The following is a 17,343-nucleotide window of genomic DNA, read 5'->3' on the forward strand; positions in this document are numbered from 1 at the left end:
TTACTCCGCCGAGGCGGCGGCCGGTTCGTGGGCGGCCGGCTTCGAGCGGAGGGCGACCTCCTTGATGAACACCACCAGCACCAGGGCGAGCAGCGCGGTGGGGGCGGCGTAGAGGAAGACGTCGCCGACGCCGTGCCCGTACGCGGACTCGATGACCGTGCGGAAGGGTTCGGGCAGCTTGGCGAGGTCGGGGATGGCGCCCCCGCCGGTTCCGCCGTGGCCGAGGGCCGCGGCCTTCGGGCCGAGCTCGGCCAGGCCGTCCTTGACGTAGTGGGTGACCCGGTTGGCCATGACCGCGCCGAGGGCGGAGACGCCCATCGCGCCGCCGAGCGAGCGGAAGAAGGTGACGACCGAGCTGGCGGCGCCGAGGTCCTCGGGGGCCACCTGGTTCTGGGCGGCGAGGACCAGGTTCTGCATCATCATGCCGAGACCGAGTCCGGTCAGTGCCATGAAGATCGCGATGTGCCAGTACGGGGTGTCGTACCGCAGGGTGCCCAGCAGGCCGAGTCCGGCCGTCAGGAGCGCGCCGCCGGAGACGAGCCAGGCCTTCCACTTGCCGGTCTTGGTGATCACCTGACCGGAAACGGTGGAGGAGACGAACAGGCCGCCGATCATCGGGATCGTGAGGATTCCGGACATCGTGGGGGTCTCGCCGCGGGCCAACTGGAAGAACTGGCTGAAAAACACGGTGCCCGAGAACATCGCGATGCCGACGAAGAGCGAGGCCGCCGAGGCCAGGCTGATGGTCTTGTTGCGGAAGAGGCGCAGCGGAATGATCGGGTCGCTCGCCCGGGACTCGACCAGGAGGAAGAGCAGGCCGAGGACGAGGGCGCCGCCGGTCATCGCCGCGGTCTGCCAGGAGATCCAGTCGTACGAGGTGCCGGCCTGCGTCACCCAGATCAGCAGGGACGAGACGGCGCCGCTGATCAGGAAGGCGCCCAGCCAGTCGACCTTGACCTCGCGGCGTACGACGGGCAGGTGCAGGGTGCGCTGGAGGACGATCAGCGCGATGATCGCGAAGGGGACGCCGACGTAGAAGCACCAGCGCCAGCCGAGCCAGCTCGTGTCGGTGATGACCCCGCCGAGCAGCGGGCCGCCGACGGTGGCGACGGCGAAGACGGCGCCGAGGTAGCCGCTGTACCGGCCGCGCTCGCGCGGGGAGATCATCGCGGCCATCACGATCTGGGCGAGGGCGGAGAGCCCGCCGACGCCGATGCCCTGGACGACGCGGCAGGCGATGAGCATGCCGGTGTTCTGGGACATGCCCGCGACCATCGAGCCGAGGACGTAGATCACCAGGGATATCTGGACCAGCAGCTTCTTGCTGAAGAGGTCGGAGAGCTTGCCCCACAGCGGGGTGGCCGCCGTCATCGAGAGCAGGGCGGCGGTGACCACCCAGGTGTACGAGGACTGGGTGCCGCCGAGGTCGCCGATGATCTGGGGCAGGGCGTTGGAGACGATCGTGGAGGACAGGATCGCCACGAACATGCCGAGCATCAGCCCGGAGAGTGCCTTCATGATCTGCGGGTGGGTCATGGGCGCACTGTCGGACGTGGTTTCCGGCCGGCCGTTGCCCCGCACACCGGTGGGTGTGGTCGTAGCCATGTGTTTCCTTCGGTCTAGCTGTCTGGAAGCGTGAAGCTCGATCGGAGTCGGGCCAGCAGGACGTTGAGGTGGTCGAGGTCCGCGTCGGACCAGTCGGCCAGGGCCTTCTCCAGCACGGTGGTGTGGCGGACGCCGAGCTCGGTGAGGAGCGTGCGGCCGGCCGGAGTCAGGCGCAGGATCCGGCAGCGTGCGTCGCCGGGATCGGTGTCACGGGTGATCCAGCCGCGGCCGGCGGTGTGCGCGACGTGCCGGCTGGTCACGGAGATGTCGATGGCCAGGTATTCGGACAGCCGCCCCAGCCGCATCTCGCCGTGGCGGTCGAGCACGGTGAGCACCGCCGCCGAGCCGGGCGGGCAGTCGGTGGGCAGCAGCCGGGCGAGGTCGCGCTTGACGGCGCCGATGCCGGTGAGCTGGCGGGCCAGTTCGGCGTAGCGCGTGACGGGTGCGGTCACCGGGGCCCCTCTCCGAATGTCGTTGCTTCGGGCAACCATAGAAGCAGATGGTTGTTACAGGCAAATGAATCGGAGGGCTGGGCGGTAAAGGAATCGGAAAACCGGCTAGGGTCCTGCGCATGGCTGCGAATCACGACTCGAACCACAACTCACCGGCTCCCGAGGGTGACTACGACCCCGCGGGCAGCACCCAGATGTTCCGGGCCTTCGTCGACGAGCCGGTACCGGCTCCCGCCGTCCCGGGGTCGCGCATGCAGAACCGCGCCGCGCGCAAGTCGGGACCGGGCGCGGGTCTCTGGATCGGGGTCGGCCTCGCCGTCGTGGTCCTGATCGCCGTGGTGGCCTGGCTGGCGCTCTGACGGCCGCGGGGCCCGGCTCCGGCCTTCGGCTCCGGCCGGTCGCGTCCCTCAGTTCCAGGCGGCCGTGACCTTCTGGGTCTCCACGTGCATGCCCAGGGGGACGCGCCAGGATTCGACGCAGATCCGGTAGGTCTGCGTCTTCGTCGTGCCGCCCGCGATCGGCGCGGGCAGCGGCTGGGTCGAGGTGATGGTGGCCCAGTCGACGCCCAGGGCGCCGATGATGTGCGTCGCGAAGCCGACCGTGCCCGAACGGGCGGCCGTGCCGCCGGTGTTGGTGAACGCCACCGTGACCTGCTCGCACCAGCGCTCCGCCGTCGCGGTACGGGAGGGCGCGCCGATGCTCAGTTTCGCCGGCGTGGCCGGCGGCGGCGCGGGCGTGGACGGCCCCGGCTTCGGGGGCGGGCCGGACGGAGTCCCGGGCTTGCCGCCCGGGGCGGTGGGTGTCGTACCGGGTCCGGTGCCGGGCGGGTTCCCGGAGCCGCTGGGGACGGTGGGCGCGCCTTCGCCCGGAGCGGAGCCGCCCGGGGCCCGGGAGCCCGGAGCGCCGGGCGGCGTACCGCCGGGGGCATCGCCGGGAGCGGCGCCCGGAGTGCCGCCGGCCCGGCCGTCGGCCGGGAGGTCCGCCGAGGTGCTGCCCGACGTGCCGTCGGAGGATGCGGAGGATCCGGGCGAGGCCGGCGGGAGCGACTGGAACTCGACCCCGGCCCGGGGTGCGACGTTCTCCCCGGCGCCCCGCTCCGGGCCCGGAGCGGCCGCGCCCACGGCCACGTAGCCCTCGCGCGCCGGTCCGCCGCAGCCGGTCAGGGCGGCGGTGGCGGCCGTGGCGCTCAGGACGAGGACGACGGCCTGCCGCGATACCTTTCGCATCCCGGCAGTTTTCCTGACGCGTCGTCAATTGGGAAGCGGGTGCGGTGAATTGCCCGAGCGCACCCGCACCCGGTGGCTTGCGGGGGCTACTCGCCGATCAGGCCGACGCGGAGCTGCGCGAGCGTGCGCGTGAGCAGCCGGGAGACGTGCATCTGGGAGATGCCGACCTCCTCGCCGATCTGCGACTGGGTCATGTTCGCGAAGAACCGCAGCATGATGATCTGCCGTTCCCGGGGCGGGAGCTTGGCCAGCAGGGGCTTGAGGGACTCGCGGTACTCGACGCCCTCCAGCGCGGTGTCCTCGTACCCGAGCCGGTCCGCGAGCGAGCCCTCGCCGCCCTCGTCCTCGGGGGAGGGCGAGTCGAGCGAGGAGGCGGTGTACGCGTTGCCCACGGCGAGGCCGTCGACGACGTCCTCCTCCGAGACCCCGAGCACGGCCGCGAGCTCCGGCACGGTCGGCGAGCGGTCGAGCTTCTGGGCGAGCTCGTCGCTGGCCTTGGTGAGGGCCAGGCGCAGTTCCTGGAGCCGGCGCGGGACGCGCACGGACCAGGAGGTGTCCCGGAAGAACCGTTTGATCTCACCGACGACCGTCGGCATGGCGAAGGTCGGGAACTCCACGCCGCGTTCGCAGTCGAACCGGTCGATGGCCTTGATCAGCCCGATCGTGCCGACCTGGACGATGTCCTCCATGGGCTCGTTGCGGCTCCGGAAGCGGGCCGCGGCGTAGCGCACGAGGGGCAGGTTCAGCTCGATCAGGGTGTCCCGCACGTAGGTCCGCTCGGGGCTGTCCGCGTCGAGGCCGGCGAGCCTCTTGAACAGGGAGCGGGAGAGCGTGCGGGTGTCGATCCGGGTGTCGATGGCTTCCGAGCGGTGGGACACTGCCGGCACTTCACGCTGCTTGACGAGCGTGAGCACCTGTGAGCTGCCCTGGTCTACGGACATGCCACCCCCTTGAGGTCGCGGACGGTCGCGCTTCATCTGCGCGCCCGTCGGAGGAACGCAGCCTCCACCTGAATACCGGAGGCGGGGCTGCGGCAAACGCGGTTCCAGCAGAATGTCACATGTCGGCAACACGCTGTAGCGCCATGTCGACAAGTATCTCCAGCGACAGAACACGATAGGCCTGCTCTAGGACGGGAATCTGCCGCTCTGTCAGGAAACGCGGAGATTGATCTCCACTCGATCCGGTTAGGCCTCGATCCTGTTTGCGGATCTCAGCCGGGCGAAGCTCCGGGCGAGGAGTCGGGAGACGTGCATCTGGGAGACGCCGAGCTCGGCGCTGATCTGCGACTGGGTCAGATTGTTGTAGTACCGCAGGAGGAGGATCCGCTGCTCGCGCTCGGGCAGCTGTACGAGGAGATGGCGGACCAGGTCGCGGTGCTCCACGCCGGCCAGCTCGGGGTCCTCGTAGCCGAGGCGGTCGAGCAGGCCGGGCAGCCCGTCGCCCTCCTGGGCGGCCTCCAGGGAGGTCGCGTGGTAGCTGCGGCCGGCCTCGATGCAGGAGAGCACCTCGTCCTCGCCGATGCGCAGCCGCTCGGCGATCTCGGGGGTGGTCGGGGTGCGGCCGTGCAGGGTGGTGAGGTCCTCCGTGGCGGCGTTGACCTGGACCCACAGCTCGTGGAGGCGGCGCGGGACGTGGACGGTGCGGACGTTGTCGCGGAAGTACCGCTTGATCTCGCCCACGACGGTCGGCATCGCGAAGGTCGGGAACTGCACCCCGCGCTCGGGGTCGAACCGGTCGATCGCGTTGATCAGCCCGATCGTGCCGACCTGGATCACGTCCTCCATCGGCTCGTTGCGGCTGCGGAAGCGGGCGGCCGCGTACCGGACGAGCGGGATGTTGGCCTCGATCAGGGCCCCGCGGACCCGGGAGTGCTCGCTGGTGCCCGGCTGCAGGTCCTTCAGCTGCCCGAACAGCACCTGGGTGAGGGCCCGGGTGTCGGCGCCCCGGCTCTGCGGCCTGGGGGCGGCCGGAGGCTCCTCGGGGGCCTCCTGCTGGGGCGGTACGTGGGACTCCGCCTGCGGGGCCTGCGGGGGCGGTGGGGCATCCCGGTGCGGTTCCCGCGGGTGCTCCTGCTGCGGGTCCTGCTGGGGCGGCACCTCGGGCGCAGTACTGGCCGGCACGGTCACGCCACCCCTTCACGTCACGTCATCAACTCATCCGTCAAAAGCGGTCATAGCATCACAAGACATGTGCACTGTGTGCAAGCACCGTATATCGCCGTGTTGAGGGCAAGTTGGGCATAACTGGGCATCTTGCCCCGTGTGCGGGAACGCGAAAAGCCCCCCACCCGTCGGAGTGGGGGGCCGGGAAGTCCGGAAACCGCTTCAGCGTACGGGTTCAGCGCACCAGTTCGGTCATGAACTCGCCGATCGCCGTTGCGGCATCCGAGATTCCTTGGAAGCCTATTTGCACCATATCGGCGGCTTTTACGGGCTGAGTGATGATGATGAAGAGGACGAAGACGACCAGGGCGCCCGAGATCAGCTTCTTGGTTTCCACGTGCGCTGTCGGCCTCCCCAACCGGTCCTGCAAGGTCGGGAGAGTCTAGCCCGTCGCGTTCGAACACTCACCCGGCCTTTAAGGACCAATGACCTGGCGGCACAGGCCCTTTGCCGGTGTGCCGGAGGCCCCGGCGGGCGCAGTATTGAACACGAGCCCACCGGTTCTGGCAGGAAATCGGTGAGCGAGGGACAGGACCTCACTGCGGGGTCCGAGCCGCAAGCTTCCCCCCTGACTGCGGCTTGGACTGGCAGGTTCCGTCCTCATCGGGGGAAGTGGCTTGTCCCCCCGATGCCACTTCCCCCGTCCCAACCGTTGAAGGTCCCGACTCAGGTCGGGGCCTTCTTCGCGTTGTCCGCCGAACGGTGGTGGTGGGTGGGGGGCTACTCCAGCCCGCCGGCCAGGTCGGTGATCGGCTGGACCGGGGCGATCACGGGCGCGAGCTGGTTCGGCAGCTCCATCAGCTGGTTGAGCTGGTTCAGGCCGCCGCTGACCTGGCCGCCGATCTCCTGCACCGAGGACGGGCTGGCCCCCTCCGGCATGCCCTGCGGCGCCGGGAGGTCCGGGAGGGTGAGGGGAGCGATCGGGGCGGCGGAGGCGGCGGGCGCCGCGAGGCCCGCGGCGGCCCCCGCGAGGGCGAAGGCGGCGAGGATGCGCTGGGTCTTGGTCATGCCGTGACAACGGCCCAGGGCGCGGGCGGTCACGCGGATGTCCCTCGGACGCCGGAAACTCGGGGAACGACCCGGTGCATCCGTCCGATGCATCCGCCCGGTGCATCCGAACGGCCCCGACCCCGGAAACGCCGAGAGCCCCGACCCTTGCGGGGCGGGGCTCTCGATCAGAGCGGTAGCGGTGGGATTTGAACCCACGGATAGCTTGCACCATCACACGCTTTCGAGGCGTGCTCCTTCGGCCGCTCGGACACGCTACCGAGAGAGAGCTTAGCCCAAGGAGACCCGTGCTCTGAAATCCGTACCCCCGAAACCCTCAGAGGTCGCGGAAGAAATCGGTGAGCTGCCGTGCGCACTCCCCCGCGAGCACGCCGGCGATCACCTCGGGCCGGTGGTTGAGCCGGCGGTCCCGTACGAGGTCCCACAGGGACCCGGCGGCGCCCGCCTTCTCGTCGGACGCCCCGTAGACCACCCGGGCCACCCGTGACTGGACGAGGGCGCCCGCGCACATCACGCACGGCTCCAGGGTCACCACGAGGGTGCACCCGGGGAGGCGCCATTCCCCGAGGGCGGTGGCCGCCCGGCGCAGCGCCAGTACCTCTGCGTGTGCCGTCGGGTCTCCGGTCGCCTCCCGCTCGTTGTGCCCGGCGGCCAGGAGCCTGCCGTCCGGGCCGAGCACCACGGCGCCGACCGGCACGTCGCCGGCCGGCACCGCCCGGGCGGCCTCCCGGAGCGCCAGGCGCATGGAGTCCTGCCACGGGTCCCGTACGGGATCGGGCGTGTACGGGGTCGGCCGCGGGGTGTCGTGGTGCGCGGGGATCACTAGCGGACGGCCTCCAGGACCTCGGTGGCGCCGAGGGAATCGGCGATCTCCGAGAGTGCGTCCCCGTCCAGGGTCATCAGTTGTTTGTGGCTCACCCCGAGGTCGTCGAGCAGCCTGGGGTCGCCGAGCGGGCCGGCGGGTGCCGGTTCGGCGCCGGCCCTCGCCCCGTGGATGTCGTCGGCGGCGCGAGCGGTGTCGGGGTCTTCGTCTTCGTCCTCCTGGTCTCGGTCGGCGGGGCCGCCGTCCGGGTAAGAGGCGATGACCTCGTCCTCGCCGTCCTCGGTGCCGTCGAGGTCCAGCTCGTCGAGTTCGTCGTCCTCGTCGTCCTTTCCGAGCAGCTCGTCGGTCAGCATCGAGCCGTAGGAGCTGCGGGAGGCGGCGGAGGCGTTGGACACGTAGAAGCGCGGGTCCTCCTCGCCGTCCACCCGGACGACCCCGAACCAGGCGTCCTCCTGTTCGATGAGGGCTACCACCGTGTCGTCGTCGACAGAGGCGGAGCGGGCGAGATCGATCAGATCACTCAGAGACTCGACATCGTCGAGTTCCATGTCGCTCGCTTCCCACCCGTCTTCGGTGCGCGCGAGCAGTGCGGCGAAATACACCGTGACTCTCCCACTGGTCATAGGCGTGCCGGTTGGAGTTCCCCCGGCCGGAGGTGGGTGGGGGTGGAACGGCCGCCGTGCTCACCGTTTCGTACCCCGCCCAGTCGGCATCGTGGCAGAAACGGAGCCAATGCGAGAGGTGTTCCGCGCCGTGGCGCGGGCCGCGCGTGTTGTACGGGGCCTCGTGCCGGGGCCGTGACGGCGGCCGGGCGGGACCCTGCCGGGGCCCCCGGCAGGGCTCACCAGCGGAAGGTGCGCATGCGCATCTGCTGGCGCATGCGGGCGGCGCGGGCGCGTCTGGGCTGCACCCGGTCGCGCAGTTCCCGTGCCTCGTGCAGGTCACGGAGGAACTGCGCGCGTCGTGCTCTGCGCTGCGCCGTCGTCTCCAGTGGCTCGTGATCGTCTTCGGGCATGGGTCACCGCCCCTGGCTGGTCCGGTCCGGTCCGTCCCCCCCGAACCCCCACCTTCCCTCGGACCGGCCGTTTGATGCCACCTTCTGCCACGACTCGGCAGGAATTCAGTCGGATTCCGACAATCCCGGCGCCGCGGACTCCCCCGCCGCTGCCTCCCCCGCCTCCCCCGCCGCCGTCTCCTCCGCCGCCGTCTGCTCCGGCTCCGGCAGGGTCGGGACGATCGCCACCGGCCCGTGCGCGTGCTGCAGCACGGCGTTCGCGACCGAGCCGATCATCAGGGACCGGATGTGCCGGCGCGGGTGGTGGCGGCCCACGACGACCAGCGCCGCCGACTTCGAGGTGTCGACCAGCCGCCCGGCCGCGTCCCCGGGGACCGCGGCCTGCTCGACGGGCACGCCCGGGTACCTCGCCCGGAACGGCGCGAGCCGCTCCGTCTGGGAGCGGAGCATCTCCCGCTCGGCCGGTACCGCGTTCTCGTCCTCCCCCACCAGCGCCTCCGGCGGGATCACCGCGAACGGGCTGTCGATCACCATCGTCGGCGACGGCGGGATGCTGTACGCCGAGACCACCTGGAGGGTGGTGGCCCGCGCGGCGGCCTCCGCGAAGGCGAAGTCCAGTACGTTGTCGGGCGTCTCCGCGGCGTGCAGTCCCACCACCACGCGCCCCGCCGAGGGGTGGCCCGCCGCGTCCGCCCCGCGCGCCTCGTGCGCGACCACGACCACCGGACAGCCGGCGCTGGTGGCCACGGCACGGCTGTTGGAGCCGAGCAGCAGCGCGGCGAAACCGCCGCGGCCCCGGGATCCCATCACCAGCATCCGGGCGCCCTCCCCGATGTCCCGCAGGGCCTCCGGGACGGAGCCCTCCAGGGACTCGTAGCGGAATTCGGAGGGGAGCGGCCCCCCTTCGGCCAGATGGGCCCGTATGCGCACGCTGACGGGGTCCTCGGTCTCCTCGGGCTCGCCGCGGTCGTGGAGGGAGGAACGGCGTGCCGCGTAGAGCTGGACGCTGTCGGGCAGCACGTGGGCGACGAGGAGCCCGGTGCCGTGGCGCACTGCCGCAGCCCTTGCCCACTCCAGGGCCTTGAGGCTGTGTTCGGATCCGTCTACGGCGGCGATCACCCGTGCTTGGCTCATCCGTCCAGCGTGCTGGGGGTCCGGGCGGGTCGCATCTCCAGGGGTTTGCGGGCGTGGCCGGGGCTTCGGGCGCGAAGCGGTGGGCGCAGCGCGTAGCCTTTTGGGTGTGGGTCGCGCGTTTGCGGCCGTTTTCGCAGGTAGCGGCGGTGCAGGTCGCAGCTTTCGCTGCGGCAGCCGAGTCTTGGAGGATGTTGTGCGTTTGCAGGTCGTGGATCACCCGTTGGTGGCGCACAAACTCACCACTCTGCGCGACAAGCGCACCGACTCCCCCACCTTCCGGCGGCTCGCCGACGAGCTGGTGACCCTGCTCGCGTACGAGGCCACCCGGGACGTGCGCACGGAGCAGGCCGACATCGTCACCCCGGTCGGCCCGACCACCGGCGTGAAGCTCTCCTACCCGCGGCCGCTGGTCGTACCGATCCTGCGCGCCGGTCTCGGCATGCTCGACGGCATGGTGCGGCTGCTTCCGACCGCCGAGGTCGGCTTCCTCGGCATGGTCCGCAACGAGGAGACCCTGGAGGCCTCCACATACGCGACGCGCATGCCGGAGGACCTCTCGGGCCGCCAGGTCTACGTGGTGGACCCGATGCTCGCCACCGGCGGCACGCTCGTCGCGGCGATCAAGGAACTCATCAAGCGCGGTGCGGACGACGTGACCGCGGTGGTGCTGCTGGCCGCGCCCGAGGGCGTCGAGGTCATGGAGCGCGAGCTGGCGGGCACCCCGGTGACGGTGGTGACGGCCGCGGTGGACGAGCGGCTCAACGAGCACGGCTACATCGTGCCGGGCCTGGGCGACGCGGGCGACCGCATGTACGGCTCGGCGGAGTAGACGCGGCGCGGGCGCTTCAGGCCGGGCAGCACGCACGGAGCGGCACGGAGCGGCGCGGCGCGGCGCGGAGATACGGGAAGGCCCGGTCCCCTTCGGGGGGCCGGGCCTTCCGGCCGTCCGGTCGGTCTCAGCCGGTCAGCACTTCTTGGCGGGAGCGGGCTGGGGGTTGGCCAGGGCGGCCAGGGCCTTGTCCGCGTCGGCCTTCGGCGTGAGCTCCTTGAAGGCGTCGCCCAGGATCAGGTCGATGTCCGCGCTCTCGCGGGTGTCGGTCTGCTGGATGGCGCCGGCGAGGTTGGTACCGAGGACGGAGAAGGCGGCCTTGTCCGTGGTCGGCGAGCCGACCAGTATCCCGGCCCCGGGGACCTTCTTGTCGAAGTCGGCGGGGGCGTTGCCGACCTTGCCGATGGTGAAGCCGCGGCTCTTGAGCTCATCGCCCACGGCTTTGGCGAGGCCCGCGCGCGGGGTCGCGTTGTAGACGTTGACCGTGATCCCGCCGGGCGCCGGGAGCGCGACCTGCGGCGCCGCGGAGGCCGCGGAGCCCGCCTTGGGGGCGGGGGTGGCGCAGTTCTTGGCCGCGGCGGCCGTCTTGCGTTTGTTCGCGTCACCGCCGAAGACGTCGATGAGCTGCACGGCCCCGTACGCGATCAGGGCGAGCCCGATGATCGATCCGAGCACCACGAGGACGATCCGGCGGCGGCGTCGAGGGCGGGTCATGCGGGGGTAAGCCGCTCCCGTGACCTTGTACTTTCCGCCCATGCCAGGGGGAGTGAGCATGCTCATGTGCGCAGCGTAATGCCGACCACTGCCGATGCCCACTGAATCATCTGTTGATAGGGCAAGACTGACCCGAAAGGCGCAACCGGGACCTATCCGGCACCCGGCGAGGGGGGACGTTCCGGTGCGCGGAACGGCCCGGTGCGGGGAATCAGCCCAGTTCGAGGACGCGCGCGTGCAGGACCTGGCGCTGCTGGAGCGCGGCGCGGACGGCGCGGTGCAGGCCGTCCTCGAGGTACAGGTCGCCCTGCCACTTCACGACGTGGGCGAAGAGGTCCCCGTAGAAGGTCGAGTCCTCGGCGAGCAGCGTTTCGAGGTCGAGCTGGCCCTTGGTGGTCACAAGCTGGTCGAGCCGGACCGGGCGCGGGGCGACATCCGCCCACTGCCGGGTGGTTTCCCTGCCGTGGTCGGGGTACGGCCGCCTATTTCCGATGCGCTTGAAGATCACACGGAAAGCCTACCGGGCAGGGGCCTGCGGGCGCAGCCTTGCGATGACGGTGCAAAGGTGGCAAATAGTGCTATTTCGGGAGTGATATATGAGCCAGAGCACCGACCCCGCGTCCCCTGCCGGCCAGATCGCCGCGGGGTACGCCTTCACCGGACCCGCGCTCGATCTCGGGGCCCTGCTCTGGGACGGGGCCTGCCTGCCGGAGCACCAGATCCGCATCCCGCTGTCGATGCTCAACCGGCACGGACTGGTCGCGGGAGCCACCGGAACCGGCAAGACCAAGACCCTGCAGCTCATCGCCGAGCAGCTGTCGGCCAACGGCGTCCCGGTCTTCCTCGCGGACATCAAGGGCGACGTCTCCGGGATCTCCGCGCCCGGCGCGCCCAACGACAAGATCGAGGAGCGGGCCAAGGACGTGGCCCAGGAATGGGAGGGCGCCGGATTCCCCAGCGAGTTCTACTCGCTCGGCGGGATCGGCCCCGGAATCCCGCTCCGGTCCACCGTGACGAGCTTCGGCCCGGTCCTGATGTCCAAGGTGCTCCAGCTCAACCAGACGCAGGAGCAGTCCCTGGGGCTGATCTTCCACTACGCCGACAGCAAGGGACTGGAGCTGATCGACCTCAAGGACCTGCGGGCGGTCGTTGCCTTCCTCGTGTCGGACAAGGGAAAACCGGAGCTCAAGGGGATCGGCGGACTCTCGACGGTGACCGCCGGGGTGATCCTGCGGGCGCTCACCGCCTTCGAGCAGCAGGGGGCCGCGGAATTCTTCGGCGAGCCCGAATTCGACACCAGTGAATTCCTCCGAACGGCGGCGGACGGGCGCGGTCTGGTCTCGGTACTGGAGCTCCCGGCGGTGCAGGACAAACCGCAGCTGTTCTCCACTTTCCTGATGTGGCTGCTGGCGGATCTGTACAGCGACCTTCCGGAAGTCGGCGACCTGGAGAAGCCCAAGCTCGTCTTCTTCTTCGACGAGGCGCACCTTCTGTTCAACGGGGCCTCGAAAGCCTTCCTCGAAGCCATCACGCAGACGGTCCGGCTGATCCGCTCCAAGGGAATCGGCGTCTTCTTCGTCACCCAGACCCCCAAGGACGTGCCGGCCGACGTGCTGGCGCAGCTGGGCAACCGGGTGCAGCACGCGCTGCGCGCCTTCACCCCGGACGACGCGAAGGCGCTGAAGGCGACGGTGAAGACCTTCCCGAACTCCGCCTACGACCTGGAGGAGCTGCTGACCGGGCTGGGCACGGGCGAGGCGGTGATCACGGTGCTCAGCGAGAACGGTGCGCCGACGCCGGTGGCGGCGACCCGGCTGCGGGCCCCGCAGTCGCTGATGGGGCCGGTCGACGCGGCCGCGCTCGACCAGGCGGTGAAGTCCTCGCTGCTCTACTCGCGGTACGCGGAGCCGATCGACCGCGAGTCGGCGTACGAGAAGATCAGCGCCGAGCAGGCGGCCGCGGAGGCCGAGGCCGAGGCGGCGGCGGCCGCGGCGGAGGCGGAGAAGCAGGCGAAGGCGGCCGCGAAGGCGGCGCCGAAGCCGGACCCCTCGCTGGCGGAACAGGTGGTGGGCAGCGGGCTGTTCCGCTCCCTGGCCAGGTCGATCGGTACGCAGCTGGGCCGCGAGATCTCCCGGTCCATCTTCGGCACGGCCAGGCGGCGCCGCTGACACCGCCCGCCGGATTCCGTAGCTGGGGCCCCGTCCGGCCTGCGAGACTCGGAGCATGCGGACCGAACTCACCGATACGACCTCCAGCAAGGTCAACAAGGCCCTGCTCGACGCGCGACGGGCCGTCGGGAGCCCCACGATGGGGCTCGTGCTCAACCTCCTCGTCGCCACGGACGAGGAGAACGCCTACGACGCCGTCCGCGCGGCCTCCGAGGCCTCGCGGGAGCACCCCTGCCGGATCATCGCGGTGATCAAGCGCACCGCGCGCGGCTCGCACCGGCTGCGCCAGAACCGGCTCGACGCCGAGCTGCGGGTCGGCGCCGACGCCGGGTCCGGGGAGATCGTGCTGCTCCGGCTGCACGGGACGCTCATCGAGCACGCGGGCTCCGTGGTGCTCCCGCTGCTGGTGCCGGACGCGCCCGTGGTGGCCTGGTGGCCGGCCGAGGCCCCGGACGCCCCCGGCCGGGATCCGCTGGGCGCGCTCGCGCAGCGCCGGATCACGGACGCCGAGGCGGCCGCCGACCCGGTCGCCGCGCTCGACGCCCGGGCCGGTGCCTACGAGCCCGGGGACACCGACCTGGCCTGGACCCGGCTCACCCCGTGGCGCTCGCTGCTGGCCGCCGCCCTGGACCAGAAGCCGCTCCCGGTGACGGGCGCGGCCGTGGAGAGCGAGCCCGGCAACGCGAGCTCCGAGCTGCTGGCCCGCTGGCTGGAGGACCGGCTCGGCGTGCCCGTGGAGCGGGTGGAGACCGCGGGCCCGGTCATCACCCGGGTCCGGCTCACGACCACGGCCGGGGAGATCCGCGTGGACCGCCCGGACGGGGTCCTGGCCACCCTGCTCCTGCCGGGCAGCCCCGACCGCAAGGTGGCGCTGAAGATCCGCAGCAGCGCCGAGCTGATAGCGGAGGAACTGCGACGGCTCGACGCCGACGAGATCTACGCCTCGGCGCTGCGCTTCAGGCGGCCGGCCCAGGCCTCGCTCTCCGCGTAGTGGTTGTCGTAGACGGGCTGGCTGTCGATGATGTCCTGCACGGTGGCCTCGCCGGCCCGGACCCGGCCGAGCAGCCGGTAGTAGTCGAAGCGGCCCATGCCGGGCGTGAAGCCGACGAAGACCTCGGCGGTGCTGTCCGCGGCCGGGGCGAAGGCGTGCTTCACGCCGGGGGGCACGGCGAGGAAGTCGCCCTTGGTGAGGGTGTGTATCTCGTCGCCGAGCAGGACGTCGAGCGTGCCGTCCGTGACGTGGAAGAACTCGGTCGCCTTGGTGTGGAAGTGAACCGGGGCACCCGCCGCGCCGACCTCGAAGGTGGCCGTGTTGCAGGTGAGCTCGGCGGTGTCCGTGAGCAGCGTGATCAGGCTGCCGGGACCGTCGGAGATGATCTCGGCAGTGGCGGCGCGGGTCAGGTTCTCAGTCATGATCACGAGTTTAGGGGCCGGGTCTGACAACGGACGGGCACGCGCCCGAACCGCCAATTCCGTTTGCGGGAAGGGCTGGTGGGCCCCTTCTAGGCCTTCCCGGGCTTCCCGGGCTTCCCGGGCTTGCCGGCCTCCGCGCCCTGCCCGGCCTTCGCGGCGGCCTTCGCCTCCTGCTTGTGCGCCCGCACCCTGGCCAGCGACTCCGGGCCGGTGATGTCGGCCGCCGACCGGTAGACGTTCGCCGGGCCGTACCCGCCGGCCGCCTCGCGCCAGCCGCGCGGCCGCACCCCGAACCGCTTGCCGAGCAGCGCCAGGAAGATCTGCGCCTTCTGCTCCCCGAAGCCGGGCAGTGCCCGCAGCCGTGCCAGCAGCTCGGTGCCCGTGGCCGCGTCGGCCCATACCGCCGCCGCGTCCCCCTCGTAGTGCTCCACCAGGTACGCGCACAGCTGCTGCACCCGCTTCGCCATGGAGCCCGGATAGCGGTGCACGGCCGGCTTCTCGGAGAGCAGCGCCGCGAAGGCCTCCGGGTCGTAGGCGGCGATCGCGTGCGCGTCCAGGTCGTCGGAGCCGAGCCGCCGGGCGATCGTGTAGGGCCCCGAGAAGGCCCATTCCATGGGTACCTGCTGGTCCAGCAGCATCCCGACCAGCGCGGCCAGCGGGCTGCGCCCGAGCAGCTCGTCGGCCTCCGGTTGCTGCGCGAGCCGGATGGTGACGGCTGTTTCTTTGTTGTCCCTGTCGTCCCTGTCGTCCCTGTTGTCCATGACTCCAGGGTCCCGCGCGGCGCTGCTCCCCGCGCGATTGTCGGACCCCGCGCCTAGCGTGAGTAACGAGACGGGTCACGTCGTACACGACACAGGAGTCGATCGATCATGACTGAGTTCACCGAAGGCGCGCCCTGCTGGGTGGACGCCATGTTCTCCGATCTGGAGGGCGCCAAGACCTTCTACGCCGATGTGCTGGGCTGGACCTTCGGCGAGTCCAGCAGCGAGTACGGGAACTACACGCAGGCCTACTCCGACGGCAAGGCCGTCGCGGCCGTGGTGCCGCCGATGCCGGGGGCCGAGGGCCAGTCGCAATGGTGTCTCTACCTCGCCTCGCCCGACGCGGAGGCCACGGCGGCGAAGATCAAGGCGGCCGGCGGCCAGGTCCTGATGGAGCCGATGCAGGTCGGCTCCTTCGGCTCGATGGCCATCGCGCAGGAGCCGAGCGGCGCCGTCTTCGGTGTCTGGCAGCCGGGAGACCACAAGGGCTTCGAAAAGATGGGCGAGCCGGGTGCGTACTGCTGGGCCGAGTTCTTCTCGCGCGACGTGGCCAAGCCGGACGCGTTCCTCCCGCAGGTCTTCCCGTACGGAACCCAGCAGATGGACCTCGGCGACGACCCCGAGGCGGCCGGGATGGACTTCAAGGTCTTCAGCCTGGACGGCCCGGAGAATCCGGTGCTGGGCCGGATGAACATGGGCAGCGACTTCCCGCCGGAGATCCCCTCGTACGTCCAGGTCTACTTCGCCGTACCGGACTGCGACGAGGCGGTCGCCAAGACCCGGGCGCACGGCGGCAAGCTGCACTTCGGTCCGATGGACAGCCCCTTCGGCCGCTTCGCGGCGGTCGCGGACCCGCAGGGCGCGGCCTTCGCCGTGATCGACGTGTCGAAGACGGCCGGCGAGATGCCGAAGTTCGCCTGACGGGTCCGCCTGACGGGTCCGCCTACGCGGCGAAGCCGAGGGCGAAGGCGGCGACGACCGGGGCCATGTAGATCACCGGAAAGGGGACGTGGGCGTACGCCCGGGCCCGGAGCACGGTGATCACGGCGCCGGTGTAGTAGAGGACCAGGCCGATGCCGGCGGCGATGCCGAGGGCCGGCACGAAGAACCCGGCCAGCAGGCCCAGGGCTCCGGCGGACTTGGCCGCCCCGAGCGGGTTCCACCAGGCCCGGGGGACCTCGTACTGCTCCATGGCCTCCACGACCCAGGGGGCGCGGCGCAGGAGCGAGTACCCCGAGAAGCCCGACATGGCGGCGGCGAGGACGGTGACGACGGTGGCGGCGATCTGCATGAGGGACTCCCCGGTAGGCGGTGCGGACGGTGGTTTTTCCGTCCTCACCGCACTGACCCGCGCCGCCGCCCGGGTGTGACAGGAATCCGGGAGGAATCCCGGAGATCTTCGCCGGCCGATCGGGTGGTCACAGCCCCAGGCTCGGCGGCGACAGCGCGCCGAACCACACGTGCGTGACGGCGCTGACGTAGCGCGCCCCGCACCGGTCCGAGGGGACGACCAGCTGAGCACCCGCCTCGTCGAGGTCCTCGCCGTCGAGACGGGTCGCCAGGAGTACCGGGCTCGCGCCGAAGTCGGCGTCCAACTCGGCCCAGGACAGCATCGAATGGTGCCCGTCCCCGCCGGTCACGGCGAGCAGGAACCGCGAACGGTCCTTGCGGCGGCGGGCGTCGAAGGACGGGCCGGCGTCCGAGACGACCTCCCGGAGCAACGGGCCCTCGAACACATGGTGCTGCGGACCGTTCGTCGCGCAGTCGAACGTGACCGCGGCCCGGTGCTGTGCCCAGTCCCGCAGATCCGCGACGCTGAGCGTCGCCGGGTGGTCCAGGTCTCCGTGCAGCATGAGTTTGGCCATGCGTCGTACATGCCCGGCGGCAGGCTTCCGGGAACCTTGTCTGCAAGGTTCATAGCTTGATATGAGCCGCACTTGTGTAGTTGATCGTCGATTCTGCCTGGCAGATTCGGATCGCCGAACTCCCCCTGCCCCCCGTACAACCATGCGGCGGGACGGGAGGTCTCC

General features: G+C 71.0%; 22 protein-coding genes and 1 tRNA gene. 5 read left to right on the forward strand and 18 right to left on the reverse strand.

Annotation, left to right across the window (positions count from 1 at the left end; translation table 11 throughout):
• Window positions 1-1,605 carry an MDR family MFS transporter gene (locus tag ACIA8F_RS01465; protein WP_399376124.1) on the reverse strand — a complete coding sequence of 535 codons (1,605 nt, stop codon included), beginning with the start codon at window positions 1,603-1,605 and terminating at the stop codon, window positions 1-3.
• A 14-nt stretch (window positions 1,606-1,619) separates the two neighbouring features.
• Window positions 1,620-2,096: a MarR family winged helix-turn-helix transcriptional regulator gene (locus ACIA8F_RS01470; RefSeq protein WP_399376125.1), complete on the reverse strand. Its 477-nt coding sequence runs from the start codon at window positions 2,094-2,096 to the stop codon at window positions 1,620-1,622.
• 80 nt (window positions 2,097-2,176) lie between these two features.
• On the opposite strand from ACIA8F_RS01470, the gene ACIA8F_RS01475 reads away from it, so the two are divergent.
• Window positions 2,177-2,416, forward strand: a complete 240-nt coding sequence (locus tag ACIA8F_RS01475) for a hypothetical protein (protein ID WP_399376126.1) — start codon at window positions 2,177-2,179, stop codon at window positions 2,414-2,416.
• 48 nt (window positions 2,417-2,464) lie between these two features.
• Here the strand turns inward: ACIA8F_RS01475 and ACIA8F_RS01480 are convergent, their stop codons facing one another.
• The 10 genes from ACIA8F_RS01480 to ACIA8F_RS01525 all read right to left on the reverse strand — a co-directional run bounded on the left by ACIA8F_RS01480 (window position 2,465) and on the right by ACIA8F_RS01525 (window position 9,428).
• Window positions 2,465-3,283, reverse strand: coding sequence for a hypothetical protein (locus ACIA8F_RS01480; protein ID WP_399376127.1), 819 nt, complete (start codon window positions 3,281-3,283; stop codon window positions 2,465-2,467).
• 86 nt (window positions 3,284-3,369) lie between these two features.
• Window positions 3,370-4,224: an RNA polymerase sigma factor SigF gene (locus ACIA8F_RS01485; protein WP_243341827.1), complete on the reverse strand. Its 855-nt coding sequence runs from the start codon at window positions 4,222-4,224 to the stop codon at window positions 3,370-3,372.
• A 246-nt stretch (window positions 4,225-4,470) separates the two neighbouring features.
• The gene (locus ACIA8F_RS01490) at window positions 4,471-5,406 is read right to left on the reverse strand and encodes an RNA polymerase sigma factor SigF (protein ID WP_399376128.1); all 936 of its coding nucleotides are present in this window, start codon (window positions 5,404-5,406) and stop codon (window positions 4,471-4,473) included.
• Window positions 5,407-5,623: 217 nt separating this feature from the next.
• Window positions 5,624-5,785 (reverse strand): hypothetical protein, encoded by a 162-nt coding sequence (locus tag ACIA8F_RS01495; protein ID WP_204357628.1) that lies wholly within the window; start codon window positions 5,783-5,785, stop codon window positions 5,624-5,626.
• Window positions 5,786-6,168: 383 nt separating this feature from the next.
• The gene (locus ACIA8F_RS01500) at window positions 6,169-6,489 is read right to left on the reverse strand and encodes a hypothetical protein (protein ID WP_399376130.1); all 321 of its coding nucleotides are present in this window, start codon (window positions 6,487-6,489) and stop codon (window positions 6,169-6,171) included.
• A 140-nt stretch (window positions 6,490-6,629) separates the two neighbouring features.
• A tRNA-Ser gene (locus tag ACIA8F_RS01505) sits at window positions 6,630-6,716 on the reverse strand.
• Window positions 6,717-6,772: 56 nt separating this feature from the next.
• Complete coding sequence (tadA, locus tag ACIA8F_RS01510) at window positions 6,773-7,201, reverse strand: tRNA adenosine(34) deaminase TadA (RefSeq protein WP_399376254.1); 429 nt, start codon at window positions 7,199-7,201, stop codon at window positions 6,773-6,775.
• 77 nt (window positions 7,202-7,278) lie between these two features.
• Complete coding sequence (locus ACIA8F_RS01515) at window positions 7,279-7,881, reverse strand: hypothetical protein (RefSeq protein WP_399376131.1); 603 nt, start codon at window positions 7,879-7,881, stop codon at window positions 7,279-7,281.
• A 239-nt stretch (window positions 7,882-8,120) separates the two neighbouring features.
• Entirely contained in the window at window positions 8,121-8,294 is a 174-nt protein-coding gene (locus tag ACIA8F_RS01520; RefSeq protein ID WP_254381952.1) for a hypothetical protein, read from the reverse strand.
• Window positions 8,295-8,399: 105 nt separating this feature from the next.
• Entirely contained in the window at window positions 8,400-9,428 is a 1,029-nt protein-coding gene (locus ACIA8F_RS01525) for a universal stress protein (protein ID WP_399376132.1), read from the reverse strand.
• A gap of 193 nt (window positions 9,429-9,621) precedes the next feature.
• Here ACIA8F_RS01525 and upp point away from each other — a divergent pair, with 193 nt between their 5' ends.
• On the forward strand, window positions 9,622-10,257 hold the full coding sequence (gene upp / locus ACIA8F_RS01530) for a uracil phosphoribosyltransferase (protein ID WP_243341834.1): 636 nt from the start codon (window positions 9,622-9,624) through the stop codon (window positions 10,255-10,257).
• Between the two features lie 135 nt (window positions 10,258-10,392).
• Here upp and ACIA8F_RS01535 read toward each other — a convergent pair whose 3' ends face one another.
• A complete protein-coding gene (locus ACIA8F_RS01535) occupies window positions 10,393-11,037 on the reverse strand; it encodes a LytR C-terminal domain-containing protein (RefSeq protein WP_399376133.1) in 645 nt (214 codons plus the stop codon).
• 145 nt (window positions 11,038-11,182) lie between these two features.
• Window positions 11,183-11,479: a type II toxin-antitoxin system VapB family antitoxin gene (locus ACIA8F_RS01540; protein WP_112446725.1), complete on the reverse strand. Its 297-nt coding sequence runs from the start codon at window positions 11,477-11,479 to the stop codon at window positions 11,183-11,185.
• A gap of 88 nt (window positions 11,480-11,567) precedes the next feature.
• On the opposite strand from ACIA8F_RS01540, the gene ACIA8F_RS01545 reads away from it, so the two are divergent.
• Window positions 11,568-13,139 carry a helicase HerA-like domain-containing protein gene (locus ACIA8F_RS01545; protein ID WP_399376135.1) on the forward strand — a complete coding sequence of 524 codons (1,572 nt, stop codon included), beginning with the start codon at window positions 11,568-11,570 and terminating at the stop codon, window positions 13,137-13,139.
• Window positions 13,140-13,194: 55 nt separating this feature from the next.
• Window positions 13,195-14,130, forward strand: a complete 936-nt coding sequence (gene opcA, locus ACIA8F_RS01550; protein ID WP_399376136.1) for a glucose-6-phosphate dehydrogenase assembly protein OpcA — start codon at window positions 13,195-13,197, stop codon at window positions 14,128-14,130.
• Here the strand turns inward: opcA and ACIA8F_RS01555 are convergent.
• Window positions 14,076-14,552 (reverse strand): cupin domain-containing protein, encoded by a 477-nt coding sequence (locus ACIA8F_RS01555; RefSeq protein WP_399376137.1) that lies wholly within the window; start codon window positions 14,550-14,552, stop codon window positions 14,076-14,078. The two genes, opcA and ACIA8F_RS01555, sit on opposite strands and share 55 nt — an antisense overlap.
• A gap of 89 nt (window positions 14,553-14,641) precedes the next feature.
• Window positions 14,642-15,313, reverse strand: coding sequence for an HhH-GPD-type base excision DNA repair protein (locus tag ACIA8F_RS01560; protein WP_399376138.1), 672 nt, complete (start codon window positions 15,311-15,313; stop codon window positions 14,642-14,644).
• Between the two features lie 108 nt (window positions 15,314-15,421).
• On the opposite strand from ACIA8F_RS01560, the gene ACIA8F_RS01565 reads away from it, so the two are divergent.
• Complete coding sequence (locus ACIA8F_RS01565) at window positions 15,422-16,234, forward strand: VOC family protein (protein WP_399376139.1); 813 nt, start codon at window positions 15,422-15,424, stop codon at window positions 16,232-16,234.
• 22 nt (window positions 16,235-16,256) lie between these two features.
• On the opposite strand, the gene ACIA8F_RS01570 is transcribed toward ACIA8F_RS01565, so the two are convergent.
• Both ACIA8F_RS01570 and ACIA8F_RS01575 read right to left on the reverse strand, forming a co-directional pair.
• Window positions 16,257-16,604, reverse strand: coding sequence for a DoxX family protein (locus ACIA8F_RS01570; RefSeq protein WP_399376140.1), 348 nt, complete (start codon window positions 16,602-16,604; stop codon window positions 16,257-16,259).
• Window positions 16,605-16,731: 127 nt separating this feature from the next.
• A complete protein-coding gene (locus ACIA8F_RS01575) occupies window positions 16,732-17,178 on the reverse strand; it encodes a molybdopterin-dependent oxidoreductase (RefSeq protein WP_399376141.1) in 447 nt (148 codons plus the stop codon).
• Between the last annotated feature and the right edge of the window lie 165 nt (window positions 17,179-17,343).

The sequence above is a fragment of the Streptomyces sp. NPDC051563 genome (assembly GCF_044454225.1).
Taxonomy (GTDB): Bacteria; Actinomycetota; Actinomycetes; order Streptomycetales; family Streptomycetaceae; genus Streptomyces.